Origin of the sequence: Thiohalocapsa sp., assembly GCF_019695415.1 — a bacterium.
Taxonomy (GTDB): domain Bacteria; phylum Pseudomonadota; class Gammaproteobacteria; order Chromatiales; family Chromatiaceae; genus Thiohalocapsa.
In genome coordinates this window covers 1-23,433 of the sequence record NZ_JAIFKJ010000258.1, presented here as the reverse complement: position 1 = coordinate 23,433, position 23,433 = coordinate 1, and the positions used below count along the sequence as shown (strand labels likewise).

Here is a 23,433-nt window from a genome sequence, read left to right as displayed (position 1 = left end):
CGCTGATGCAGCAGCTGGCGAAACGACGCATCACAGCCTCCCCGTGGCGCCCATCACGCGGCCCGCACCGGGATGCCGGCCTCGGCCAGGGCTGTTTTGACGTCGGCGATCGGCACCTCGCGGCGATGGAAGATGCCCGCGGCCAGTGCCGCGTCCGCGCCCGTCACTTGAAAGACTTCGACGAAGTGCCCCGGGCTGCCGGCGCCGCTGGAGGCGATCACGGGAATGCCCACGGCGGCGCGCACAGCGGCGATGAGCTCGAGATCGAAGCCCAGGCCGGAGCCGTCCCGATCGATGCTGTTCAGCAACATCTCCCCGGCCCCGAGGGCTTCGCAGGTCCTGGCCAGCTCCACCGCATCCACGTCCCGGCCCTCGCGGCCGCCACGGACAGTGCATTGGAACCAGCAATAACGCTCTCCCCGCGGGCCTGGAAAGGCTGTTTCAACGACCTGGTGGTGTGTGGCCTCCGGATCGCTCACATAGACCCGCCGCGGATCAACGGAGATCACCACCGCCTGGTTGCCGTAGCGCGCGGCGATCTGCTCAATGGCACTGTTGCCGTCGGCGCCCTCAGCACGCACCCGCTCCACCGTATAGACCGCATCAGAGCCGATGGAAATCTTGTCCGCACCGGAGCGGAAGTACTCGTCGGCGACATCGAGGGCGCTCCAGCTGTTGCCGTCGGCATCGGTGAAGGCGCGAATGCCGCCGCCGATGGTGAGTGGGACGAACACCTGCTCGGATGTGCGCCGAAGCACCTCCAGCATGGGCTGATCGCGGAGCGGAAAATCGCGGAAGGCGGTAATGTTGAGGAAGGTAATCTCGTCGGCGCCTTCTCGGTAATAGCGCGCTGCGAGATCGACCGGCTTACCGAGGTTGCGCACCTCACCCTGCTCTCGCACGTCGTACTGATCACCCTTCGTCACCACGAGGTCACCAGCGTCGTTGCTGCGTACGTCGAGGCAGGCGATGACGCGCTTGGCAAGCCGCGTAGGCGGCTGTTCTGGCGCGTGGGTTTTGGGCGCCTCGGGTGCGCTCAGGATGCGTGGTGCGAAGCCCGGTGCCACTGTTACCGTGCCGGTAAGAAAACGCTGCAGCAAGGCGAGCCCGGCGGGCCCGCTCTTCTCCGGGTGGAACTGCAACGCGATGACCTGCCCCTGCTGCACCGCCGACACGAAGGGTACGCCGTAGTCGGTTTCTGCAAGCACCCAGTCCGTGATATCCGGTGCCGCTGGAGCGCAGTAGGAGTGGACGAAATAGAACCGATCCGCCTCCAAGCCTGCGAGCAGCTCCGAGTCGCGGCGCACGCGCAGACCATTCCACCCCATGTGCGGCACTGCGAGTGCATCCGCCGGGAAGCGCGTTACCTGTCCGGACAGCACACCGAGCCCGGGCACACCGGGTGACTCGTCGCTGCCTTCGAACAGGCATTGCAGACCGATGCAGATGCCGAGGAACGGTCGGTCTGCACGCAGATAGTCGAGCAGCGGCTCGACGAAGCCCTGATCCCGCAGCCGTTGCATAGCCGCGCCGAAGGCACCCACTCCCGGAAACAAGAGGCGCTCGGCGGCGAGAATATCGTCCGGGCTGCTGACGTCGACGACCTCGTAACCGAGCCGGGTTACGGCATTGCGGAGGCTGCGGACGTTGCCCGCGCCGTAGTCGAGGAGAGAAATCATCGGCGGCCCATCTTGGGTTTGCAGCGCTGTGGCGTAGAGTCTACCAGTCCGTGACGCCCGCTTCGGCGGCGCCGACCCGTGCGGCTGCGCTGCCGCCCCCTTTTGCCGCACATCGTTAGCCCGGCTGACACTCGTGGTCAGATATCGATACCCTCGGCCTCCACGACCCGCGCCAGGGCGGTTTCCATGGTGGCCCGCGCCTGCGCGGTGGCGGCGTGCAGGAATGCGTGCAAAGCCGCATCGTCGGCATTGCGGTTCTCGCACTCGCGCGAATAGGCCTCAAAGGCCACCAGGCTGGATACCAGCTGTACCAGATGGTGCGGGCACTCACACTTCACCGTTGGCGATGCGGCTGCGATGCGCGACAGCGCAGCGGTATCGTAGAGTCGTGCAGGCGGTGGCTCGCTCAAATCGAAGTCGCCGAGAAGTGCTGGCGCGGCTGCCGTGGCGGCGCCGTGCATGGCGACGCACCAACGCTTAAGCTCGACGGCGTCCACCGGCGCTCGCTTGGCGACAATGTGCTGGGCCTCGAGCCGGTTGACGACATCGCGGCTTGCATAGCTGTAGACCACCAGGGTGCGCGGCGCACCGCTGCGTGCTGCGAGATCGGCCAGATGCCGCAGCTGATCGTCATGGATGGTGGGGCACTCCAACACGAGCAGGTCCAGGCCGAGCTGGCCGGCATGGTCTCGAAAGGACGACTCTTCGGTGTAGAGGCCGGCGAATTGCACATCACTCGCGTCGTCAGATAGGCCGGCGCCCGCGCTCTGCAGGAGCATCGGCAGCGACGGACCCAGCACTGCGACCCGGCACGGCCGCGTCTCCTGCGACGTAGGCACGGGCGTATCGAGGCCTTGGGCACGCTGCCGCAGGTGCTCGAGCGACAGCCGGGCAACGTGGCTGATGGCGTCGCCGTTATCCACCAGGCGCTTGATCAGGTTGAGCCGGCTCACGTCTTCTGCGCGATAGAGCCGTGTACCAGCCTCGGAGCGCACCGGCGTCACCACAGCATAACGTCGCTCCCACACGCGCAGCGTATCCGGCGGGATGCCGGTCAGTCGCGCCACGGCGCCAATGCGGTAGGTCTGGCCGACTTCGGGCTCAGTGCTTTCGGTCACGGCCACAGCCCCCTGTTAATGTTTTGTCCATATCTTAACTGAACTTTATCTTGACAAACTGGGGCAGCGCTTCTAGTGTCTACGTCGCTGCTGAACAAAACCTAGACGTCGGCACTGTCGGGGCAGGTGAGAGCCCGTATCCGCGACGCCCCTTCGCGCACTCAGATGGTGTCGATCCGGATTCGTCCAAGTTTTGAACAGCGCAAACTTCGCGCGCAGCGGGGACCAGACCCGCCGCGCACGATCCACTGCAGCCCTGGCCTAACCCGTCAGGGCTGCGCCGATGAAAAACAGGAGCGATCACCATGGCCCACACCGCGCGGACACCCGAGGTACTTCACGGCTTCGACCTGGAACTGCCTCTGCATCCGGCCACCGACGACGCCGAGGACGTGGCACTGCTGCTCAACCGGCTGCTCGGACTGGTGGACGAATTCTGCACCCACCGGGAAACCACCGACGCCGACGTCATTCAGGCCCTGACTCTGGCCACCGCCCTGCGCGCGGTCATGGCCGACGCCTCCGAGCGCATGGGCGCGGCCGCGCCAGCGCGTCTGCTCGATGTACAGGTTCAAGACGCACCGCTGCATGCCGCTTGAAGTCAACCCCTGCGCGGCCCCTCAGCGGCCGCGCAGCCGCCGCATTGTGCGCCGCACCGCATAGCTGCCGGGCAACAAGGCTACGAAGACAACGGCAATGATCACTGCTTGGTACCACAGCAGCCCAAGCCAAGCAGGTGTTACGCCGGTCGTCATCCACTCCTCGGCCAAGCGCTGCCCGTTGAAGAACGCAAAGTAGGCTAGGAACGCGAGGAACAGCCGACCAGCGCTGCGTCGACGCGGTGACAACTGCGTCAGCGGCACCGCCAACAGGCCCAGCGAGACGACGCCCAATGCCGCTGCGAGTCGGTGCTGAACTTCAGCCCGGTCGCGGATGTCCTCGGAACCCAGCAACACGGCTGTTGGCGTAGCGGCCCGCCGCCAACGCTCCTGCTGTGCGGGATCCCCTCCCGGCACGAAGTAGGTCAGCCGCGCGAAGTCCACGAGGCTGTAAGCGTGGCTGCCGGCCGCCCCATCGAAACGCCTGCCTTCCTCCAGGACGACAGCCTGCTCCCCGCCGCGCGCTGACTCCCGATAGAGCCCGCTTTCCGCCAGCACCACCCGCGGAGGGTCACTGCTGCGGTCGTGCACGAACACGTTCGTGAAGCGGCCGCTGCTGTCCAAACCGCCGGCATAGAAGGTCACCGCCCCATCGCTTTGCTGATAGAAGCGTCCTGCCTGCAGCCCGCTGATACGGGTCGCCTCCGTGTCCTTCTGCGCCTCGATGAGTTGGATCTGCGACGCCGCATAGGGCTTCAGCACAAGCGAGAACCATGCGGTGAGCAGCGCCACCGGCAGCGCGAACAGCAGCACCGCCCGAAAAACTTGCAGCGGGCTCAACCCCCCAGCGGTGAAGGCAATCAGCTCGCTGTCCCGCGCCATGCGCCCGAGCGCCATCAACACGGCGAGGAAGGCCGCCGGCGCCAGCAGATTGGCTGCGTCACGCAGCAGCTGCAGGCCAAGAAAACGCAAGACCACTTCGGCCTGCAGGTTGCCGAGGTTCACCTGCTCCAAGGTGCGCAGGAAAAGCATGCTCGCCACAACCAGCAACAGGGTCGCCATGATGGCGCCGAAGACTTTGACGATCTCAGCGAGGAAATAGCGGTCGGCGATGCTCCACATGGACGCGGCTTCCTAGAAGGCGTCGCGCATTGTCGTTGCTGCGCGGCGGCACGCGCAACGTCACCTGCAAGCCGGGCAGCTCGGCCAGGCGCTCGACCTCGTGGCGATTCGACGTCATGGGCGCCGCGAGACACGCCGCTTGCCATAACGGCTGCGGAGGATCACGCGCAGCCAGCGCAGCAGATAAAGGCCAAAGCCCACCGCCTCGCGCAGCAGGCGCGGCCAGGCAGGTGGTCCCTCAGCTCCGGCAACCCGGCAGCCGGCGCCCCGAACAGATAGCCCCTGGGCACGGAAGGCAAGCCTCGCCCGCGGCACGTGCCAGGGATCTGTAACCAGCAACAGCGGTGCCCCAGTCAGACCCGCCTGCCGTAACAGAAGTGCACTGCGCTCCGCATTCTCCCAGGTGTTGCGCGCCCTCGGCTCTACCAGAATACGGTCCGCGGCGATGCCTGCTGAGGCGAGCACCGCCGCCGCAGCCGCCGCTTCCGCCCGTCGGCACAGGGCCCGTGGCGGCACACCGCCCGTGGCGAGGACCCTGGCGTTCGGATCACGGCGCAGCCGCCGCAGCGCGCAGGCGAGGCGCCGATGTAGCGCCGGCCCGGGACTGCCATCGGCATGCAGTGGAGCGCCAAGCAGCAACAAGATGGGGCCCCGCGCCGGGGCGATCTCATGGCCGCTGCGAGATGGAGCAGCTGCCTCCCGGTGTTTTCGGGCCATGCATGCGCGGCCCCCGGCTAGTCCGCAAACCCGTAGATGAAATAGACGGTTTCCAATAGCGCCGTCGGTTCGGAGCTCTCGCCGAACCAGCGCTCGAAGATACGATCCACCTCCCCCGTACGGTAGATCTGCGCCAGCGCAGTGTTCACCACCAGCCGGAAGTCGGCGTCGTTGCGAGGTACTGCAAACGCATAGGGCTCTACGGAGAAGTCGGCGTCGAGAATGGCGAAGTCCTGCGCGTTGCCTCCTGCCGCCACTTGGCCGATGAGCACCAAGCGGTCGCCGGCGACGGCGTCCAGCTCCCCCGCCTGGAGCTGCTCGCGTCCATCACGGGCGTTGCGGATGGGCCTCAGCTCTGCATTGATGAGCCGCTCCTTCAGGATGGGGCGCAGGCGCCGTTCCGTGGTGGTTTCCGGCACCACGCCAAGACGCTTGCCGCCCAAGTCCTCCAGCGCTCGGATCCCGCTGTCGGACTTGGTGAGAATCCCGCCCGACTCCACGAACACGACATTGGCGAAGTCGACCTGCCGCTGGCGCGCCAGGGTCATGGTGGTAGTGCCGCACTCCAGGTCCGCCTCGCCATTGGCGACGGCGGCGACGCGCTTCGGCGTGTTGCCTTCAATCCAGGCCACCTCCAGCGCGTCCAGATCCAGCGCCCGCTGCACACCCGCAATGATTCGCCGGCATAGGTCCACCGAGTAGCCGCGGGGCGCGCCGTCGGCGTCCTTAAACGCGATGGGATAGGCGTTGGGGTCGTAGGCGACGTTGATGGCCTGTGCGGCCTTGATCCGATCCAGCGCCCCCGTGTCGGCGGCGGCGGGCGACGCCGCTGCGGCCAGCAGCGGCGCGAGGGCGAGCGCAGCTGCAAGCCCGGCAGCGCCGGGGCTCCTCACGGCCCGCACGTTACTCTCCGGCGCTTTGCTGCTTGATGAGGGCACGGATTTCGCCGGGGCGCGGCAGGCCCTTGATGGTGAGCTCCGGCTCGTCACCGGTGGTGTAGACCACCAGATCGCCGGCGTTCAGCAGGCGTTGCAGCAGCGACTGCTGCACGCGCACGGTACGGACCGACGCCATGTTCGTCTCCGTGTACTGTTTGTTCAGAAAGCCGTGGGTCCACACCAGCTCACGCTGGGTGATCTGAAGGTGGTCGAAGCGGGCGCTGAGCCACCAGCCGAGCAACTGCAGCAAGCCCCAGGCGATGAGCAGGTAACCGACGTAGCGCAGGTCCACCCAGGCGGGCAGTTGCACGTCGGCGAGCAGGTCGGACACGTAGGGAATGCTGCCGGTGACCACAACATAGCCGCCCGCCAGCACGAGCAGCCATGCGATCAGGGTGCCGAACGGACGCATCCGCCAAACCGACGGGCTCGCTGCATACAATGGCTCGGACATTGAACTGCTCCTCGGGGCCCCTGTGTTTTGAGAGGGCGCGGGTCGGTTTCCGGCGCAGAAAAAACGTGCGAATGCTACCAGTATCCCCCGAGAAGGAACATGCGGCGGACGTCAATGCAGCACGCCATCGCGCCTGCCGCGGCGCTCGCCGCGCGGGTCCAAATACGTCACCGCGACTGGGCATCCTCCCAGGAGAGCTGCGCCTTACCGACAAGCCGAAACGGTGGTGACTGCTTCCGACTGCTCCTGACGGCGGCTCAGCGCACGCTAGCCGCGCCACCGGGACGCCGGCATGCGGCGGCAATGGCGGCGATGCGAGCCTTGCGAATACCCTCCGCAATGCGCTCCGGGGCTGCGGCCTGCGCGGCGATCGCACGTTGGTTCACTTGGCGCGCCGCACGAGCGCAACGCCGCACCAGCTCACCCTGAGGGTACGCCCGGTGCTCGAAACCCGTACGTCCGCGGAAATCGGCCTCGCAGGCGAGCAGCATCTGCTCCAGGCGGCGCGGCCGGCGGAACAGATCAACCGCCTCGAACATATCGAGTAGGGTCTTGGGCTTCAGCTCTGTGGAGCGATGCACAAGGCCGTGGTAGCGGGCGGTAAGCCGCGCCAGCTCGCAGAAGCGTTTGGGGACCCTCAGGCGAGCGCAGAGTTGGACCACCAGCGCGACGCTGCGCTGCTCATGGCCGTGGTGCCGCGGCCAGTGCTGTGGCGGCGTCGTCCCCTTGCCGAGGTCGTGGCAGAGTGCGGCGAAGCGCACCTCCGCGGCATCCGCCAGTCGCGCGGCAGCGTCCACCACCAGCATCACATGCACACCAGTGTCGATTTCTGGGTGAGCTGCGGCCGGTTGCGGTACGCCCCATAATCGATCCAGCTCCGGCAGCAGACGAGCCAGGGCGCCGCACTCGCGCAACACCAAGAAAAAACGCGACGGATGCGACTCTGACAGGGCCTTGGCCATCTCCTGCCAAACCCGTTCCGGCACCAGGGCATCTACCTCGCCGGCGGTCACCATGTCGCGCATCAGATGCATGGTTTCGTCAGCGACGCGGAAGCCGAGCTCGGCGAAGCGCGCAGCGAAGCGGGCCACACGCAGGATGCGCACCGGATCCTCGACAAAGGCCGGTGACACATGGCGCAGGACACGAGCCTTGAGGTCGGCGACGCCGCCGAAGGGATCGATAATGCGCCCGTCCCAGTCCTCGGCCAGGGCATTGATGGTGAGATCCCGGCGCGCCAGGTCCTGCTCCAGGGTAACGTCCGGGGACGCGTGCACCGTGAAGCCGTGATAACCGGGGGCACACTTGCGCTCGGTTCGTGCGAGGGCGTATTCGTCCTTAGTTTCCGGATGCAGAAACACCGGGAAATCCTTACCCACCTGCGTGAAGCCACGCCGGTGCATTTCCGCCGGTGTCGCGCCCACCACCACATAGTCGGACTCGTCCACGGGGAGACATAACAGACGATCGCGAACGGCACCACCCACCAGGTAGATGTCGAGTCCATCGGTGGCCTCACTGCTCAAGGTCAAGCCTCCCGAGAGCGGCGCGCGTCAGGAGCATGTACCGGGACAGCGGCACCAGCTCCAGCTGGGCACGCCGCCGCAGTCGCTGCACGCCTGCTGGCGGATCTCGCTGTGGGTGCGGCTGCCATGGGCGCTCCGCGGGTGGGATGGCGCTCGATTATAACCGCCCTCCCTGGGCGCTCCGACAGGGCGTGACACCGGCGCCCATGCTTCGACAGCGCTCTGGGGCGGCCCGGACACGGTACAATGTTGGATTTTCCTTCCCGCTCACCGGTGAGATGCCATGGCTCGCGTTCTGGGCTATCTGCTGTTGTTGGCAGTGCTGGGCTACGGTCTTTGGCCCTACTACACCGTATTCCAACTCGATGACGCCGTGCGGGAGGCGGAGCCCGGGGCCCTCGCCCCCTTCGTGGATCTCGACGCCATCAAGGCCAATTATGCCGCGCGCATCCGCATGCCCGTGCCCGAGTTCGAGCCCCGCACAGGCCCTGGCGCGGACCAGGTGGTGGTCTGGCTGCGCACTAATCTGCCGCGCCTTGGCGAGGCCGCACTGGATCAGGCCATCACCCTCGAGTGGGTGCAGAACAGCCTGCGCGAGGCCGCGCAGCGCACCACCGAAAGCCGCCCGGCGTTATTCATCGATGCCATTGACTACGCCTTCTTCGAATCCTGGAATCGCTTCATGATTCGGGTGGGTCCGCTCGGCAGTGAGACCCACGTCGTGCTCGGCCTCGACGGCGCGGACTGGCGCATCGTCGACTTGGTGCGCTGAGCGCTCGAGCGCCATCGCTCGACTAAGATATCGCCCTCTAGAAACCAAGACGGAGCCGCCGCATGACCCGCTTCGCCATCCCTCTCGTGATATTGGCGCTGTTCAGCGCCGGGGACGCCGCCGCCTTCAAGTGTGTGCCCATCTACGGCAATTGGTGCGGCATCGATCATCCGCGTCGCGGTGCGCCGCCGCCGGTGGACGCTTTCGATGCCGCATGCATGCGCCACGACCTTTGCATCGCAGGCTCGCCGTCCGATCGGCCCTGCGACATCGCCTTCGTCACGGAGCTGCGCAACATCGCCGCACAAGTCGGAGGCATGCCGCGCCCGCTGCAATGGGCGGAGTACGTGATCCGACTCAAGGCCGGCGGCCCATGGGGCGGTATGCCGATGCCGACGCCCTGGGACGCCGTGGGCGCTTTCTCCAGCTTGACATCACCTTGCTGGTGACCACCCACGCCAGGGCTCAGGCCGGTGGCGGGCCGGTCACATGGGTCAGCCCGTCGTAATCCCCGTCCGCCGCCAGCCGATAACCACTGACACCCCGCCGGGTGGCCAACACCTGATCCTCGAACCACAGGGGCAGGTAGGGCAGGTCCCGGTGCAGTAGGTGCTGCAGTGACCGATAGAGCACCGCTTGGCGCAGCGGATCCGCCGTGGCGGCTGCCGCGTCGATGATCCGATCCGCCGCCGCACTGACGTAACGCCCGCGATTGGCACCGTCCGGCGGCATCGCGCCGCTGTGGAAAGCGTAGCGGAAGATGTCGGGGCTACGGATACCCACCCAGGTGAGGCTGTAGAGCTGAAAGCGGCCCGCCTTAACGTCACCGAAGAAGGTTCCCCAGTCGTAGCTCTGCACCCGCACCTCAATGCCCACCGCGGCGAGCTGGGCCTGAATGACCGTCGCGAGCCGAACGCGAAACGGGTCGCTCGAGGTCTTATAGCTCAACCTCAGCGGCCGGTCAGGTCCATAGCCCGCTCGCGCCAGCAGACGACGCGCCCGCTCAGGGTCGAACCCGTAGGGCGCGATGTCGTCGGCGCCAGCCCAGTGCTCTGGGGGAAACAGGGCCTCCGCCGGCCGGCCGTTACCTTGAAACAGCCAACGCAGGATTGCTGCCCGGTCGATCGCATGAGCGACGGCCCGACGCACCTCGGGAAGCCCTGTCGCCGAATCAGCAAGGTTGAAGCCGAGGTAGGAGAAGTTGACGCCTGCCGTGCGCGTCACTCGGATCTCCGGCTGCCGGCGCAGATAGCCCACCAGCTCCGGCGGCAGATCGTTTTGCAGCATCTGCACCTCGCCACGCAGGAGCTTCATGACGCGCACGTTCGGATCCTTGACGGTGACCAGCTCGATAGCGAGCCCGTCGCGTCGCCGCCTCAGCTGCAACCGGCCAGGCTCCGGCCAGCCCGAGAGCACCAGGGGGCCGCTGCCGACGGGTGAGCGCTGAAAGCCATGTCCCGCCTCGATCAACCGCGCGGGCTGGATACCGATGCCGAGATGGTAGGTGAACAGCGGCTCCGGCTCCCGCAGATGGAAATCGAGCGTCTGGGCATCACGCACCACCATGCGCTCGATCACCGCCAGCACGGCGCGATGATGTGAGGCCGTCGCGGGATCCAGCACCGATGCGTAGGTGGCGGCCACATCCGCAGCCTGAAGCGGCGTGCCATCGCTGAAGGGTGCAATGCCCTCGCGGAGCCGGAACCGCCAACGTGTCGGCCCCAACTGTTCGAAATGCGCGATGCCGGCCACGGGGCGGCTCGACGCATCGAAGACCACCAACCGCGCATACAGGAGCCGGTTCACCCGCTCCGACACCGCATCCGTCGCGAGCCGCGGGTCCAGGTTCCGCGGCGCGTTGGCCAGCGCAAAGCGCAGCGCATCCTCCGCGGGCGCTCGCCTGGTGCAGCCAGCGGCGAGGGCGACGGGCGGCGCGCTGATCAAGGCGCGGATCAGGTCACGACGGTCCATGCAATAACGCGGTTGGCTGAGTGCGAAAGTTGCAGCGGCGCGCGCTTCTGGGACGCGGCGAAAGGCGCCTCAAGCGCACATTGGCCGTATCTGCACCTGACAGCCGACGCCGCCTTACGCGCAGATTGACGCTGCTGCTGTCGGCCCGCCCTTCACCAATGCCGGTAAGGATGCCGGGCCAGATTGACGTTGTAGTAGCGCCCATCCCCGGTAACCTCGGCACCGGCCCAGTCCGGCATCTCGAAGGCCTCGTCCTCACTGCCGAGCTCCACTTCGGCCATCACCAGCCCCGCGTTCTCGCCTGCGAAGACGTCCAGATCCCAGACATGCGCCCCATGGCGCACCCGATAGCGCACCTTGTCGATCGGCGAAGACACAGCCAGCTCGTCCAGCATGGCGACAGCATCCTCGGGTGGGATGGGATACTCGTACTCGCTGCGACTGGGGCCCTGCATCATGCCCTTGATGGTGAGCCAGGCGCGATCACCGGCCAACCGCACCCGCACCGTGGCGGTCTGGTTGGTGGCAATATAACCCTGCAACATGCGGGACTCGGACTCCACGGCACTGCGCCAGCTGTCACCTTGCACCAGGAATTTGCGCTCGATTTCGGTGGGCATGGAAGTCTTCTAAGTCAGCGTTGCTTGATGCCGGCGATGGCCGCACTGGGAGCCGAGAGAGGGACTTGATGTGTGTAGTGCGCAGCTCGGAGTGCGGTCGTTACCACCTTACGTCGCAGTTTGCAGTGCGCAAATTTCCCTAGCAGCTCTGCATGCGGCACCTGTTCCGCACTGCGCACCACGCACTACGCACTCCTCTCGAACAGCGCCATCGCCTCCAAGTGCGCCGTCTGCGGGAACATATCCATGGCCCCGGCGGCGGTGAGACTGAACCCGAGCCCATGCACCAGGTGCGCGGCGTCCCGCGCCAGGGTGCCCGGGTAGCAGGAGACATACAACAGCCGGTGCACGCCGGTGGCGGCAAGGGCGTCCAGCACCTCCCAGGCACCGCTGCGAGGCGGATCCAGCAGGGCGAGGTCGAAGCGCCCGCTTTGCCAGGGTGCGGTGGCGGCGGCGGGCTCGGCGTAAAGGTCCGCGCACTGGAAATCAGCGTTGTCGATGCCGTTGTGCTCGGCGTTGCGGCGTGCCCGTGACACCAGCTCGGCCGTACCCTCCACGCCGAGCACGCGGCCCGCGCGGCGGGCCAAGGGCAGGGTGAAATTTCCGAGCCCGCAGAAGAGGTCCAGCACCCGGTCATCCGGTTGCGGGTCCAGCAAGGTCACGGCCTGATCCACCATGCGCCGGTTCAGGGCCAGGTTCACCTGGGTAAAGTCAGCGGGCTCGAACAGCAGCTCCACGGCGTACGCCGGCAGTCGGTAACTGAGCTGCACCGCTTGGCCAGGGAGCGGCGCGATGGTCTCGATGCCACCGGTCTGCAGATAAACGTGCAGACCGGTGTCGGCGGCAAAGGCCAGCAGCTTCTCCACATCCGCAGGCGACGGCGGATCCAGTACCCGAAACACGAGCACCGTGGGCCCGTCGCCCTGCGCCACTTCGATCTGCGGGACGCGCTCGCGGATGGAGAGGCTCTCCACGAGCGCCGCCAGCGCGGGCAGGCGCTCGCCCACCTCCGGGCGCAGCACATCACAATGCACAAGGTCCGCAACGAAGGACGAGCCCCGCTCGCGGAAGCCCACCAGAACCCGCCCCTTCTTCGCCACCCAGCGCACTCCGAGGCGGGCCTTGCGCCGATAGCCCCACGGTGCGTCGGTCAAGGGCGGCAGCCAGCGCCCCGGCTTGACCTTGCCGATGCGTGCGAGCGTCTCTTCCAGAACGCGCGCCTTCATGTGCACCTGTGCTGCTGGAGCCATATGCTGCAAGGCACAGCCGCCGCAGACCCCGAAGTGGGCACAGCGGGGATCGACACGCTCCGCTGATGGGGTCAAGACCTCGGCGACCACGCCCTCGTCGTGGCGCCTGGCCCGCCGGGTGTAGCGGAAGCGCACGCGCTCCCCCGGCAGGGCACCGTGCACGAAGACGGCCTTGCCATCCACGTGCGCGACGCCGCGACCGTCATGGCTCAGCGACTCGATATCGCCAAGGACGGGCTCCGTCGGTAGGGGCTTGCGCTTCTTGCCCAAAGTGGAGCGCGACGAGATGCTCGGCGACTGCGCTGCGACCGCCCTGATCAGGCGGGATAGACGCCGGTGGAGAGGTAACGGTCGCCACGATCGCAGACGATGCTGACGATGACCGCATCCTCCACCTCCTTGGAGAGCCTGAGCGCCGCGGCCATGGCACCGCCCGAGGAAACGCCGGCGAAGATGCCCTCCTGCGCGGCCATGGCACGCATGGTCTCCTCGGCCTCCTGCTGGGAGACGTCGATGATGCGGTCGACCCGGGAGGCATCGTAGATCTTCGGCAGATAGGCCTCTGGCCAGCGGCGAATACCCGGGATACTGGCACCCTCCTCCGGCTGCACGCCAATGATCTGAATCTTCGGGCTCTGCGCCTTCAGATAACGGCTGGTGCCCATGATGGTGCCGGTGGTGCCCATGGCACTGACGAAATGGGTCACCTTGCCAGCCGTATCGCGCCAGATCTCCGGGCCCGTGGTCTCGGCGTGGGCCAGCGGGTTATCCGGGTTGGAGAACTGGTCGAGACGCACGCCCACGCCCTGAGCCTCCAGATCCCGCGCTAAGTCGATGGCGCCCTCCATGCTCGCCTCTCGCGGCGTCAGGTGGATCTCAGCGCCATAGGCGGCCATCGCCTGGCGTCGCTCCACGCTCATATGCTCGGGCATGATCAGCAGCATCCGGTAGCCCTTGATGGCCGCCGCCATGGCGAGCGCGATGCCGGTATTGCCGCTGGTGGCCTCGATGAGGGTATCGCCGGGCCTGATCTGCCCGCGTGCCTCAGCATGGCTGATCATGCTGAGCGCAGCGCGGTCCTTCACCGAACCGGCCGGATTGTTGCCCTCAAGCTTGCCGAGGATCACATTGCTGGTCACCCCCGGGAGCCGCTTTAGGCGCACCAAAGGCGTGTTGCCGACGAATTGCTCAATGCCCGGATACGCCATCTGTACTCCACCGCCCCCGCTAATGTCATCGTCAGGGCCACCGCTAGGGAAGCGCCAATAAATCGGCGCGTCCCTAGACCCATTGTGCCGCAGCCGTTGCCGCCGGCAAAGACCACAACCGGATGCCGCAGGGGTATACAACACCAGTTATGCCCGTTAGGTTAAGCCACGCGCCACCTCCGACCAGCAGGGCCCCTACACCGATGCCCCAGTCCGACGACGTCCAGGACCTACCCATCTGGAATCAGGCCGAAGCGGTGGCCAGCGTCGGCGACCCGTCCTTGGCCCGGCGACTGCTCGCACAACTCTGCGCGGACTTGCCCGACACGCTCAGCGACCTGCGCAGGCTGCATACAGCCGGCGACCTGACGGCTGCCGCCGAGCGCGGACACCAAATCAGCGGCGCTGCCGCCTACTGCGGCGTCATGGCACTGCGCGCCGCGCTCAGAGCCTTCGAGCAGCAGGCCCGGGCGGGGGATGACGCCGGCACAGCCGCCGCCCTCGACGCCGTGGATGCGGCGGCCTACCAATTGCTTGCCCATGCTCGAACATTGGACTGACAGGGTTGCCGCCAGCAACGCCCCACGGCACGGCGATGATCACCCAGGCTCAGCCCACCCGCCGCAGCACCATCAGGGCGGCGCCGGCGAAGAGCAACGGCGGCAGCAGCGCTGCGAGCGCCGGACTCATTCCGTAAAGCAGCGACAAGAAGGCGAAGCTGCGGCTCACCAGGTAGAAGGCGATACCGATGACAATGCCGACGAAGACCTTGATGCCCGTGCCCGCGCTCCGCGCCGAGCCCAGCAGCACCGGGATAGCGACGAAGATCATGGCCAGGATCAGCAACGGCTGTACCAGCTTGCCCCAGAAGGCGACCTCGTAGCGGCCGGCATCCTGGCCGCTGCGGCGCATGAACCTGATGTACCGGTAGAGCCCAGCCACCGATAACGCCTGCGGCTCGACGACGATCACTTTCAGCAATGCAGGGCGCAGCAGGGACGACCAGCCCGCCTCAGGCAATCGCTCGACGCGCACACCGTCACGGCCAATAAGGCTGCGCTCGATGTCTTTGAGCACCCAGTTCCCGTCCCGGTATGTGGCGCTCTTGGCATGGGTGGCGGAGAGGAGCTCCGTGCCCTGCACACGATAGATGTAGATGTCCTTCAGGTCGGCGCCGGGCTCGAGCGTGCGGATGTTCACGAAGGTTTCGCCGTCACGGGCCCAGAGTCCGGCGCTGGTCATGGCGAGATCGTCCCCGGTTTGCGCCATCTGGCGCACCGCCACCGCACGCTGCTCCGCTGGTGGTGCAACGACCTCCCCCAGCACCAAGGCGGCGGCCGCCAACAAGGCACCGCCCAGCATGGCGCCCAGCACGATGCGTCCGATGGACATTCCCGCCGCGCGCATGGCAACCAGCTCCGAGCCCGCCGCCAGCTGACCGAGCCCTACCAGTGCGCCGATGAGGGTTGCGATGGGAAACACCTGATAGGTGTAACGCGGCAGGCTCAGGGTCACGAACCAGAGCGCCTCGCGCAGGCCGTAACGCTCGGTGCCGAGGTCGTTCAGCTCGTCCGCGAGCAGAAAGAACGCGAGCAGCGGCAACAGCACGGCGAGCGTCGCCACGGTGCCCAGGATGACCGCCCGGGCCAAGTATCGGTCCAGACGTGTCATATCCCGGCGTATCCCCGCTTTGAGGCACCCGCATGAGCACAGCCGCCGGCTGCCGCCCTTGTCATGCGCTCGCTTCGAAGCATCTCGTTCCTGCGGCCCCCATGGTTCCGGTAGACTCAGCGGCGCGGACGTTAGCACAGCCCACCGCCGGTGCGGAGTCGGCAGCGGCGGCCGCCGTCCACCCTAGATGCAGCCTGTCGCAGAAGGAGACCCCATGGAGCTCAAGATCGTCGGCGGCGACCTCGCCAAGGCCAAGACACCCTGTTTGATCCTCGGCGTCTACGACAAGCATAAGCTCTCCGCCCCGGCGCAGGCCGTGGATCGAGCCACCGACGGGGCCATCGCCAAGCTCCTGAGAAAAGGCGATCTGGACGGCGGCAAGGGGTGGCTCATGACTTACGACATGCCGGGCATCGTCGCCGAGCGGCTGCTGCTGCTGGGGCTCGGCAAGCGCAAGGAGTGCGACCGCGGCACGCTCGCCAAGGCGCTTGGCAAGGCTTTCGCCCGGCTCGGCGAAGCGCGTGTGCCGCAGGCCCTGCTGGCCCTGCCCGAGGGCCTGGACGACTACGCGGGCGTGCGTGCGGCAGCGCTCAAGGCCACAGCCGCGGCCTATCGCTACGAGCAGACGAAGGCTCCCAAAGACGACGCGCCGGTATTGCTGAAGCGCCTGGACCTCTGGGTGGACAAGCCCCGGCGCGACGCAGCCGAGCGCGCGCTCACTCATGCCGATGCCATCGGCCACGGCGTCGCCCTCGCTCGTGAGCTCGGCAACTTGCCCGGCAACATCTGCACGCCCACCTATCTCGCCGAGCGCGCCATGGGACTCGCCGGTGAATATGACGCGCTGACCACGGACATCCTGGACGAGGACGCCATGGCCGAGCTCAGCATGGGCGCGCTGCTCTCTGTGAGCCGCGGCAGCCGCCAGCCCGCCAAGCTCATTGTCATGCGCTACAACGGCGCTGCTGACCAGGACAAACCGGTGGTCCTGGTGGGCAAGGGCCTCACCTTCGACGCCGGGGGCATCTCCATCAAGCCCGCCGCCGACATGGACGAGATGAAGTACGACATGGCCGGCGGCGCCAGCGTCTTCGGCGCTGTCCTAGCCGCTGTGCGCATGCGGCTGCCCATCAACCTCATCGGCGTGGTGCCGGCCTCAGAAAACCTGCCGGACGGCGAGGCCAACAAGCCCGGCGACGTCGTCACCAGCATGTCCGGCCAAACCATTGAGATCTTGAACACCGACGCCGAGGGCCGGCTCATCCTTTGCGACGCGCTCAGTTACGTGGAGCGCTTCGAGCCTGCCGTGGTGCTGGATATGGCCACCCTCACCGGTGCCTGCATCATCGCCCTGGGCAAACACCCCTCGGGCCTGTTCACAGCTGACGACAAGCTCGCCAAGGAGGTCGCCGATGCCGGCGAGGCTGCTGACGATAAGGTCTGGCGCATGCCCTTGTGGGAGGACTACCAGCAGCAGCTCGACAGCAACTTCGCCGACATGGCCAATATCGGCGGACGCGAGGCAGGTGCAGTGACCGCCGCCTGCTTCCTGTCCCGGTTCACCAAGGCCTACCCCTGGGCACACCTCGACATCGCCGGCACCGCCTGGGTCAGCGGCAAGGAGAAAGGCGCCACCGGTCGGCCGGTGCCCCTCTTGAGCGAATTCTTGATAAGGCGCAGCGGGGTCAAGACGGGCGAGTAGCAGGTCGCGATCGGGATCGCGATGGGGATGTGCAGAGGATGTGTCGACAGCGCGAGGCTCGGCAATGACGCAATTCGACGTCTCTTGGTCCGGTGAGGCCTCAGCACAACGGACGGTGCCGTGACCCGCATCGACTTCTACGTCCTCGCCGAGGGCGCAAGCGGCGACCGGGCCGGCCTGGTCTGCCGCATTGCCGAACGCGCTTACAGCGACGGTCGCCGAGTCCTGATCCACTGCCCCGACCTGCAGCTCGCGCGGCAACTAGACCGCCTGCTCTGGACCTTCCGGGACGGCAGCTTCCTGCCGCATGGCCTCGTCGGAGAGACCGATCCCAGCTACACGCCGGTGCTCATCAGCAGCAACGGCGAGCCCGCCGCCGAGGACCAGGTGCTCATCAACCTGAGCCCCGAGGTGCCGGAATTCTTCGCCCGCTTCGAGCGCCTATGCGAGCCACTCGATCATGATCCATCCGTGCGCCAGGCCGGCCGGACGCGCTGGAAGTATTACAAGGACTGCGGCTACGAGCTCAAGCACCACGAGGTGCGATGAGGTGACTACAGCTCCCGCAGCCCCAGGACGTCCTGCATATCGAACTGACCCCGCTCCTGGCCCGCGATCCACTGCGCCGCACGCACGGCACCGCGGGCAAAGGTCATGCGGTTGCTGGCGCGGTGGCTGATCTCCACCCGCTCGCCGTCGGCGGCGAACCACACGGAGTGCTCGCCGACGGTGTCGCCGGCGCGGATGGTCTCGAAGCCAATGGTGCTGCGCTCCCTGGGGCCGGTGTGACCGTGGCGGCCGTAGACGGCGACGTCGTCCAAGTTGCGGCCCAGGGCGTCCGCGATGACCTCGCCCATGCGCAGCGCTGTGCCGGAGGGTGCGTCCACCTTGTGGCGGTGATGGGCCTCGATGATCTCGATGTCCACATCGTCGCCCATGACCTTCGCGGCGGTCTGGAGCAGCTTGAAGCAAAGGTTGACGCCCACGCTCATATTGGGCGCGTAAACCAGTGCAATGTCGATTGCGGCCTCGCTCAACGCCTCCCGCTGGCTCGGGCTGAGGCCGGTGGTACCAATCACGGTCCGACAGCGTGCATCCCGGCACAGCGCCAGGTTGTGCATGGTGGCGTCTGGCGTCGTGAAGTCGATGAGCACATCGAACTCGCCGAGCACCTCGTCCAGATCGGGGCGAAGAGCGGCGCCGAGCTTGCCGACGCCGGCGAGCTCCCCCGCATCCAGCCCGATCAGACCGCTGTCGGCCTGTTCCGTGGCGGCGCTCACCACGAGTCCATCGGTCCGATGCACGGCACCCACCAGGGTGCGCCCCATGCGTCCACCGGCGCCCGCCACCGCCACGCGAATCTCTGCCATCTTCGGCTCCACAAGATCTGTCGGGTTGATCGATAGACTAAAGATACCCGAGGCGGCCGACGCACGCGATGCGCCAGCGCAGCCCCGCGGTGCGCCGACGATGTAACCTGCGCAGTGCTGGACGCCTCCGCAACGGCAGCGTAGGCTCAGGCGTCAGGCAGTGCTCTCAACCGTACCTCTGACCCACACCCATGGCCGTCCTCAACCGCAAGACCGTGCAGAAGATCTCGCGCGGGCTGCGCTCGCGTTATCCCCTGTTCTACGTCATCGGCTGGGAGGAAGAGCGCATCGAGCGGCTGCTGCGCTCAGTGGCTAAGAGCTATTACAGCGGCGCTGGTGATCTCATCGTCTGGAGCGCCAACGACGGCTTCCATGGCGGCGACGACAACCAGGCGGGCACTCTGCCCGCACCCCTAGCCGACACCAGCGACGACACGGACCTGCGCGATCCCATCGCCGCCCTGCGGGCCATTGCCGAATCCGAACGGCCGGCCATGTACCTGATGAAGGACTTGCCCGTCTGGTTCGACGCCAATCCCGCCCTGGTTCGAGCCGTGCGGGATCTCTACTATCGCCTGAAGAACCGCAGCATCCATGTCTTTTTCAGCTATCCACAGCTCATCCTGCCGGAGATCCTGAAAAAGGAGCTCTTCCTAATCGAGATGGACCTGCCTTCCGAGGAGGAGATCGTCGAGACCCTGGCAGCGGCACCCAATACCGGAGATACGCCGCGCGAGCACCTGTACCGCTACGCCGCCGCTATGCGCGGGCTCTCGTTGAATGAGGTCATGCATCTGCAGGCACGCCTGTTCCGCGGCGAGGGCACGGACCTGAACACGACCCTCGCGGAGATTCAGGAGGAGAAATCCCAGCTGCTGCGCAAGGAGAGCTGCCTGCGCTTCTACCCGCCCCAGCGAAGTCTGGATGACATCGGCGGTCTCGACAATCTCAAGGAGTGGGTCACCAAACGCGCGGATCTGTTCTCCGAGAAGGCCTACGAAGCCGGCATCCCCCTGCCCCGCGGCGTGCTCTTTATGGGGGTCTCCGGCTGCGGCAAGAGCATGGCGGCCAAGGCCATCGCCGCCGCCTGGCAGCTGCCGCTGGTGCGCATGGACATGAGCCTTGTGCTCTCCGGCACCTTCGGCACACCGGAGTACGCCTTCGAGCAGGCCACGCGCATGGCGGAGGACGTGTCACCCATCGTGCTTTGGGTGGACGAGATCGAGAACGCCTTCGGCTACGACGACCACGGCGGCGGCGCCCACAGCGCCGGCAACGTGAACATCTTTTCGAGCTTCCTCACCTGGCTGCAGGAGAAGGACCCGCGGGTGTTCGTCGCCGCCACCGCGAACCGCATCCAGGCTCTGCCGGCAGAGCTCATGCGCAAGGGGCGCTTCGACCAGCTCTTCTTCCTGGATCTGCCGCACAAGGACGAGCGCAGGGAGATCTTCCGCATCCATATCCAGGCCAACGGCGGCGACCCGGACGCGTTCAACTTGGGCTATCTCGCCGCGAGCACCAAGGAATGGAGCGGTGCGGAGATCGAGCAAGCAGTGAAATCCGCCCGCATCGACGCTTATCAGGAGGGCCGATTGTTTAACGAGCGCGACGTGGTGAACAACGTCGTCGCCATCATCCCCCTGTCGCGGACCATGGTCGAGCAGATCAAGGCCATCAAGGACTGGTGCTTCAAGCGGGCCATCCCTGCCTCCAAACCCGCAGCCAAAGAGTAGCCCATCCGCGCATAGGCCCAGAAATAACCCCGGGAGAAGCCAGTCGACAGCTGGGCTAGGAGGCGAATCACATAGACTGTCCTCGAAAATCGGTCGAATCGACAGCCTGTGTGCCGTCGATTTTCGGGTTCAGCGGATGCCTTCCTGCTCCAGCTGCTTCTTCAGCACCTCGATCTGCACATCGAGGTCCAGCACGTCCGCCTTGCGCAGGCGCTCTCGCTGGCGGCGGAACTGCTCCTCGATGGTGATGAGCACGTTGCGAAAGCGCTGTGTCAGCTCTGGCGCGTCGCCATGGCGGTGGGCGCGCACATAGCCGTCGGAGACCTGCTCCGCACCCTCCAGGAACACGGTCAGGAAGCGCCGCGCCCGGCGTAGGTCCGATGGCCGCTCTGCGATCTGAGCAAGGATTCCCCGGCCTTCGGCGGCGATGCGCCCGAGCCGCGCTTCGAGCTCCGGATTGCCAACGGCATGGGCCGCCCGCTCGATGGTGATGAGCCGGTTCTCGGCCTCAGCGAGTGCCTCCGCCACCTGCCGGGACTCCCGGTCCCGGGCGCTGAGCCGCTCCCCCGCCGTCATCGGCTCGAAGCGATAAATGAGATGGAACGCGAGCGCCGCCAGGGCGCCGAAGGCAATACCCACAGGCAGCCCATGGCCAACGCCCAGGACCGCAGCGACGATGACACCCGCAACCACGGCGAGGCCGCCGAGGTTCTTGCGCGGCAACCGCAGCCGGCGGGAGAACCGCCGCTCCATGGGGCCGGCGTCCTCGCCGCTGCGCCGCGTCAGTACCGCCCCGAGCGCCACCAGTCCCCAGCCCAGCGCATCACCGACAAAGCCGCCGAAGCGCCCGGCTGCCAGCGCCATGACCGCCGAGATGAGCAAAGGCGCCGACAGGAGCCACAAGCCGACCACTCCCGTGCGCCGACGGCCGCGCCCGGAGTGCCGTCGTGAGCCACGGGTTGCGGTCTGGCCTGCTGGGGCCTGTGGCATATCCGTGGGGCGGGACGCGGGCAGGTTCAGATGCAGATCCAGATCCGACACCTTGTCCAACAAGCGGCCGAGGTCGCGCGGACGTGCGGGCGCGCCGGCGGGCTCCTCCTCGGCGGCGGGCCGATTGCGACGCTCCTCGCTCATAGGTAGAAAAGAGACTGGCAGGACACGAGCCCTAGACTGAAGGTCATCAAGGTCCAGCCCAGCACACGGCTACCCAGGCGGGGCGGGGCATCCGCCCCCTGTGGCAGTCCGGCATCGGGGCGTCTGGATCGCTTGGCGGAGGTGCTGTTCATGGCACCGATGATACGGCTTCCCGGAGCGGCTGCGCACCGTGCAGACTCGCCAAAGGATCCACGGCACGGTCCGCAAGCGCGCGATGCCGCCCAAGGCTTGGCGCCGTCAGCCCTCGCGCAAGTCTTTGCCGTCCTCGCTCCGGCCATAGGGGAAGTGCGCATGTCCATAGCGCAAGGCCAGTACCGCGATCGCCAGAATCAACACCGCGCCAGCGGTGGCGATCAGGGCCCACTCGCCCATGGACTTCATATCCAGGATCAGGTGACGGGCGAGTGCGACGATGGCGATGTAGAGCGGCATGCGCACCGGCAGTGCACCCGAGCGCAGGTAGATGCCCACCATGGTCAGCACTTCCAGGTAAATAAAGAGCAGCAGCAGGTCCCCGAGCGTCACATCGCGGGCCTGCACCATCTTCGCGACTTCCTGGCCGGCGGCGATGACCGTCGCCACGGTGATGAGCAGAAGCCCGAGCACCTCCAGGGCATAGATGCTGCGATCGCCGACCGCAATCAGGCGGCGTTGGGTCTTGTTGCTTTCGCCTTCCATAGGCGGATGATAGCCCCGGCGCCACGCGGGCACCATGACCACACCACGGCATGTGCAGCGGCGTCGGTTTTGCTGCAGCAGTGGCTTGATGCCCCTTGGGCGGCAGTTTAGCCTCTGTGCATGGGGCATTCGCGCCGCACCGCCCGGCCCGGTCTGCCCCCGCCAGCATCTCAACCTGACCGGAGCCCACGCCAGTATGCCTCAGGACCATGCCGCCGCCGCGGTAGCCCGCGCGACACTGCCCACGCCCGAGCCCGAGCAACTCGGTGGGCCATCCAAGGGCCTGCGGCGGACGACACTGCTCTCGCGCGACGAGCGCCTGGCCGGTCGGCCCAATCTGTGCAGCGACTGCGGGCTCTGCGACACCTGGCTCAAGCGGGATATGGCGCAGGCCTGCGTCTTTGTGCGCAATCGGGCCGAGGCGATCGAGCAGCGCCTGTTCGGTCGCAACCGTCGGGACGGCGACGAGCTGCGCTTCGGCGTCTTCCGAGAGATGCTTGCGGCACGGATGCGCAAGCCGGTCGCCGGGGCGCAGTGGTCCGGTATGGTGACGAGCCTCGCGGCACGGCTGCTGGCGCGCGGCGAGGTCGACGCCGTCATCACCGCGGCAAGTATGCCCGGCACACGCTTCGCCCCACAGCCCGTGCTCGCACGCACGCCGGCTGAGGTACTCGCGACCGCGGGCAACAAGCCCTGCCTGTCGCCCAACTTGGGCCTGCTGGATACCGTTCGCGAGGCCGGTGTCAAGCGCTTGGCCGTGGTCGGCACCGGCTGCCAGGTGCACATGCTTCGCGCAGCGGAGGATCGTCTGGGCCTGGAGCGCTTGGACATCATCGGCATTCCCTGCTCAGACAATGTCACTTACCCGGATCTGACCTACTTCCTGGAGCAGGTGTCCCGCTCGCCCAAGACCATCGTCCACTCCGAGTTCATGCAGGCTATAGTCCTCCATGAACTCGTACTGGACGATGGCCTCCGGCGAGCGGGCCACCTGCCCCAGGAAGTGGGTCAGCGCCGGGTCAGTGACATTTTCTGAGCCGGGCATGCCGATCACGTCCAAGCGCTCCCGGCCCAGGCGATCCTCCACGGCGCGAAACCGCTCCAGCTCGCAGCCCGTGCCCACCCCGGCCAACCGCGCGACACCGACCTC

The 23,433-nt window shown here is 66.8% G+C and carries 23 protein-coding genes; 8 read left to right on the top strand and 15 right to left on the bottom strand.

The genetic code is table 11. The annotated features are described in order from the left end of the window. Positions 1-53: 53 nt before the first annotated feature. Positions 54-1,679 (bottom strand): imidazole glycerol phosphate synthase subunit HisF, encoded by a 1,626-nt coding sequence (gene hisF / locus I6U14_RS07430; RefSeq protein WP_296898146.1) that lies wholly within the window; start codon positions 1,677-1,679, stop codon positions 54-56. Positions 1,680-1,816: 137 nt separating this feature from the next. Next, positions 1,817-2,797 (bottom strand): MerR family transcriptional regulator, encoded by a 981-nt coding sequence (locus I6U14_RS07425; RefSeq protein ID WP_296898145.1) that lies wholly within the window; start codon positions 2,795-2,797, stop codon positions 1,817-1,819. Between the two features lie 305 nt (positions 2,798-3,102). On the opposite strand from I6U14_RS07425, the gene I6U14_RS07420 reads away from it, so the two are divergent. Beyond that, positions 3,103-3,396 (top strand): hypothetical protein, encoded by a 294-nt coding sequence (locus tag I6U14_RS07420; protein ID WP_296898143.1) that lies wholly within the window; start codon positions 3,103-3,105, stop codon positions 3,394-3,396. Positions 3,397-3,417: 21 nt separating this feature from the next. Here I6U14_RS07420 and lptF read toward each other — a convergent pair whose 3' ends face one another. From lptF to I6U14_RS07395, 5 genes are all read right to left on the bottom strand, one after another. Then, entirely contained in the window at positions 3,418-4,518 is a 1,101-nt protein-coding gene (gene lptF, locus I6U14_RS07415; protein ID WP_296898141.1) for an LPS export ABC transporter permease LptF, read from the bottom strand. Positions 4,519-4,632: 114 nt separating this feature from the next. After that, the gene (locus tag I6U14_RS07410; protein ID WP_296898140.1) at positions 4,633-5,160 is read right to left on the bottom strand and encodes a YdcF family protein; all 528 of its coding nucleotides are present in this window, start codon (positions 5,158-5,160) and stop codon (positions 4,633-4,635) included. A gap of 92 nt (positions 5,161-5,252) precedes the next feature. After that, positions 5,253-6,137 carry an amino acid ABC transporter substrate-binding protein gene (locus tag I6U14_RS07405; protein WP_296898139.1) on the bottom strand — a complete coding sequence of 295 codons (885 nt, stop codon included), beginning with the start codon at positions 6,135-6,137 and terminating at the stop codon, positions 5,253-5,255. Between the two features lies 1 nt (position 6,138). Beyond that, a complete protein-coding gene (locus I6U14_RS07400; RefSeq protein WP_296898138.1) occupies positions 6,139-6,627 on the bottom strand; it encodes a PH domain-containing protein in 489 nt (162 codons plus the stop codon). A 257-nt stretch (positions 6,628-6,884) separates the two neighbouring features. Continuing rightward, complete coding sequence (locus I6U14_RS07395; protein ID WP_296898137.1) at positions 6,885-8,153, bottom strand: multifunctional CCA addition/repair protein; 1,269 nt, start codon at positions 8,151-8,153, stop codon at positions 6,885-6,887. A gap of 283 nt (positions 8,154-8,436) precedes the next feature. On the opposite strand from I6U14_RS07395, the gene I6U14_RS07390 reads away from it, so the two are divergent. Both I6U14_RS07390 and I6U14_RS07385 read left to right on the top strand, forming a co-directional pair. After that, positions 8,437-8,925 (top strand): DUF2939 domain-containing protein, encoded by a 489-nt coding sequence (locus tag I6U14_RS07390; protein ID WP_296898136.1) that lies wholly within the window; start codon positions 8,437-8,439, stop codon positions 8,923-8,925. 62 nt (positions 8,926-8,987) lie between these two features. Next, complete coding sequence (locus tag I6U14_RS07385) at positions 8,988-9,374, top strand: hypothetical protein (protein WP_296898134.1); 387 nt, start codon at positions 8,988-8,990, stop codon at positions 9,372-9,374. 16 nt (positions 9,375-9,390) lie between these two features. Here I6U14_RS07385 and I6U14_RS07380 read toward each other — a convergent pair whose 3' ends face one another. The 4 genes from I6U14_RS07380 to cysM form a co-directional block, all read right to left on the bottom strand. Next, positions 9,391-10,896 (bottom strand): ABC transporter substrate-binding protein, encoded by a 1,506-nt coding sequence (locus I6U14_RS07380; RefSeq protein ID WP_296898132.1) that lies wholly within the window; start codon positions 10,894-10,896, stop codon positions 9,391-9,393. Between the two features lie 152 nt (positions 10,897-11,048). Next, positions 11,049-11,516, bottom strand: a complete 468-nt coding sequence (locus I6U14_RS07375; RefSeq protein ID WP_296898131.1) for a CYTH domain-containing protein — start codon at positions 11,514-11,516, stop codon at positions 11,049-11,051. A 185-nt stretch (positions 11,517-11,701) separates the two neighbouring features. Next, a complete protein-coding gene (gene rlmD, locus I6U14_RS07370) occupies positions 11,702-13,036 on the bottom strand; it encodes a 23S rRNA (uracil(1939)-C(5))-methyltransferase RlmD (protein WP_296898129.1) in 1,335 nt (444 codons plus the stop codon). Between the two features lie 47 nt (positions 13,037-13,083). Then, a complete protein-coding gene (cysM, locus tag I6U14_RS07365; RefSeq protein WP_296898126.1) occupies positions 13,084-13,974 on the bottom strand; it encodes a cysteine synthase CysM in 891 nt (296 codons plus the stop codon). Between the two features lie 203 nt (positions 13,975-14,177). Between cysM and I6U14_RS07360 the strand changes: the two genes are divergently transcribed. Next, positions 14,178-14,534, top strand: a complete 357-nt coding sequence (locus I6U14_RS07360) for an Hpt domain-containing protein (RefSeq protein ID WP_296898124.1) — start codon at positions 14,178-14,180, stop codon at positions 14,532-14,534. A 49-nt stretch (positions 14,535-14,583) separates the two neighbouring features. On the opposite strand, the gene lptG is transcribed toward I6U14_RS07360, so the two are convergent. Then, a complete protein-coding gene (gene lptG / locus I6U14_RS07355) occupies positions 14,584-15,645 on the bottom strand; it encodes an LPS export ABC transporter permease LptG (RefSeq protein WP_296898122.1) in 1,062 nt (353 codons plus the stop codon). Positions 15,646-15,859: 214 nt separating this feature from the next. Between lptG and I6U14_RS07350 the strand changes: the two genes are divergently transcribed. Then, on the top strand, positions 15,860-17,347 hold the full coding sequence (locus tag I6U14_RS07350) for a leucyl aminopeptidase (protein ID WP_296898120.1): 1,488 nt from the start codon (positions 15,860-15,862) through the stop codon (positions 17,345-17,347). A gap of 120 nt (positions 17,348-17,467) precedes the next feature. After that, positions 17,468-17,896, top strand: a complete 429-nt coding sequence (locus tag I6U14_RS07345; RefSeq protein WP_296898118.1) for a DNA polymerase III subunit chi — start codon at positions 17,468-17,470, stop codon at positions 17,894-17,896. 5 nt (positions 17,897-17,901) lie between these two features. Here the strand turns inward: I6U14_RS07345 and dapB are convergent, their stop codons facing one another. Continuing rightward, entirely contained in the window at positions 17,902-18,717 is an 816-nt protein-coding gene (gene dapB / locus I6U14_RS07340) for a 4-hydroxy-tetrahydrodipicolinate reductase (RefSeq protein WP_296898117.1), read from the bottom strand. A gap of 191 nt (positions 18,718-18,908) precedes the next feature. Here dapB and I6U14_RS07335 point away from each other — a divergent pair, with 191 nt between their 5' ends. Next, on the top strand, positions 18,909-20,450 hold the full coding sequence (locus I6U14_RS07335) for an AAA family ATPase (RefSeq protein WP_296898115.1): 1,542 nt from the start codon (positions 18,909-18,911) through the stop codon (positions 20,448-20,450). 129 nt (positions 20,451-20,579) lie between these two features. On the opposite strand, the gene I6U14_RS07330 is transcribed toward I6U14_RS07335, so the two are convergent. Both I6U14_RS07330 and I6U14_RS07325 read right to left on the bottom strand, forming a co-directional pair. Then, positions 20,580-21,584: a 5-bromo-4-chloroindolyl phosphate hydrolysis family protein gene (locus tag I6U14_RS07330; RefSeq protein WP_296898113.1), complete on the bottom strand. Its 1,005-nt coding sequence runs from the start codon at positions 21,582-21,584 to the stop codon at positions 20,580-20,582. A gap of 258 nt (positions 21,585-21,842) precedes the next feature. After that, positions 21,843-22,283 (bottom strand): phosphate-starvation-inducible PsiE family protein, encoded by a 441-nt coding sequence (locus I6U14_RS07325; protein WP_296898111.1) that lies wholly within the window; start codon positions 22,281-22,283, stop codon positions 21,843-21,845. Positions 22,284-22,479: 196 nt separating this feature from the next. Here I6U14_RS07325 and I6U14_RS07320 point away from each other — a divergent pair, with 196 nt between their 5' ends. Further along, positions 22,480-23,319 carry a coenzyme F420 hydrogenase/dehydrogenase beta subunit N-terminal domain-containing protein gene (locus I6U14_RS07320; protein ID WP_367115641.1) on the top strand — a complete coding sequence of 280 codons (840 nt, stop codon included), beginning with the start codon at positions 22,480-22,482 and terminating at the stop codon, positions 23,317-23,319. Positions 23,320-23,433 lie beyond the last annotated feature (114 nt).

Coding starts and splice junctions, on each gene's coding strand:
- I6U14_RS07320 (WP_367115641.1), top strand. CDS start 22,480: ATGCCTCAGGACCATGCCGCCGCCGCGGTAGCCCGCGCGACACTGCCC.
- lptG (WP_296898122.1), bottom strand. CDS start 15,645: ATGACACGTCTGGACCGATACTTGGCCCGGGCGGTCATCCTGGGCACC.
- cysM (WP_296898126.1), bottom strand. CDS start 13,974: ATGGCGTATCCGGGCATTGAGCAATTCGTCGGCAACACGCCTTTGGTG.
- lptF (WP_296898141.1), bottom strand. CDS start 4,518: ATGTGGAGCATCGCCGACCGCTATTTCCTCGCTGAGATCGTCAAAGTC.
- I6U14_RS07385 (WP_296898134.1), top strand. CDS start 8,988: ATGACCCGCTTCGCCATCCCTCTCGTGATATTGGCGCTGTTCAGCGCC.
- I6U14_RS07375 (WP_296898131.1), bottom strand. CDS start 11,516: ATGCCCACCGAAATCGAGCGCAAATTCCTGGTGCAAGGTGACAGCTGG.
- I6U14_RS07330 (WP_296898113.1), bottom strand. CDS start 21,584: ATGAGCGAGGAGCGTCGCAATCGGCCCGCCGCCGAGGAGGAGCCCGCC.
- dapB (WP_296898117.1), bottom strand. CDS start 18,717: ATGGCAGAGATTCGCGTGGCGGTGGCGGGCGCCGGTGGACGCATGGGG.
- I6U14_RS07350 (WP_296898120.1), top strand. CDS start 15,860: ATGGAGCTCAAGATCGTCGGCGGCGACCTCGCCAAGGCCAAGACACCC.
- I6U14_RS07390 (WP_296898136.1), top strand. CDS start 8,437: ATGGCTCGCGTTCTGGGCTATCTGCTGTTGTTGGCAGTGCTGGGCTAC.
- I6U14_RS07380 (WP_296898132.1), bottom strand. CDS start 10,896: ATGGACCGTCGTGACCTGATCCGCGCCTTGATCAGCGCGCCGCCCGTC.
- I6U14_RS07325 (WP_296898111.1), bottom strand. CDS start 22,283: ATGGAAGGCGAAAGCAACAAGACCCAACGCCGCCTGATTGCGGTCGGC.
- I6U14_RS07400 (WP_296898138.1), bottom strand. CDS start 6,627: ATGTCCGAGCCATTGTATGCAGCGAGCCCGTCGGTTTGGCGGATGCGT.
- I6U14_RS07360 (WP_296898124.1), top strand. CDS start 14,178: ATGCCCCAGTCCGACGACGTCCAGGACCTACCCATCTGGAATCAGGCC.
- I6U14_RS07420 (WP_296898143.1), top strand. CDS start 3,103: ATGGCCCACACCGCGCGGACACCCGAGGTACTTCACGGCTTCGACCTG.
- I6U14_RS07335 (WP_296898115.1), top strand. CDS start 18,909: ATGGCCGTCCTCAACCGCAAGACCGTGCAGAAGATCTCGCGCGGGCTG.
- hisF (WP_296898146.1), bottom strand. CDS start 1,679: ATGATTTCTCTCCTCGACTACGGCGCGGGCAACGTCCGCAGCCTCCGC.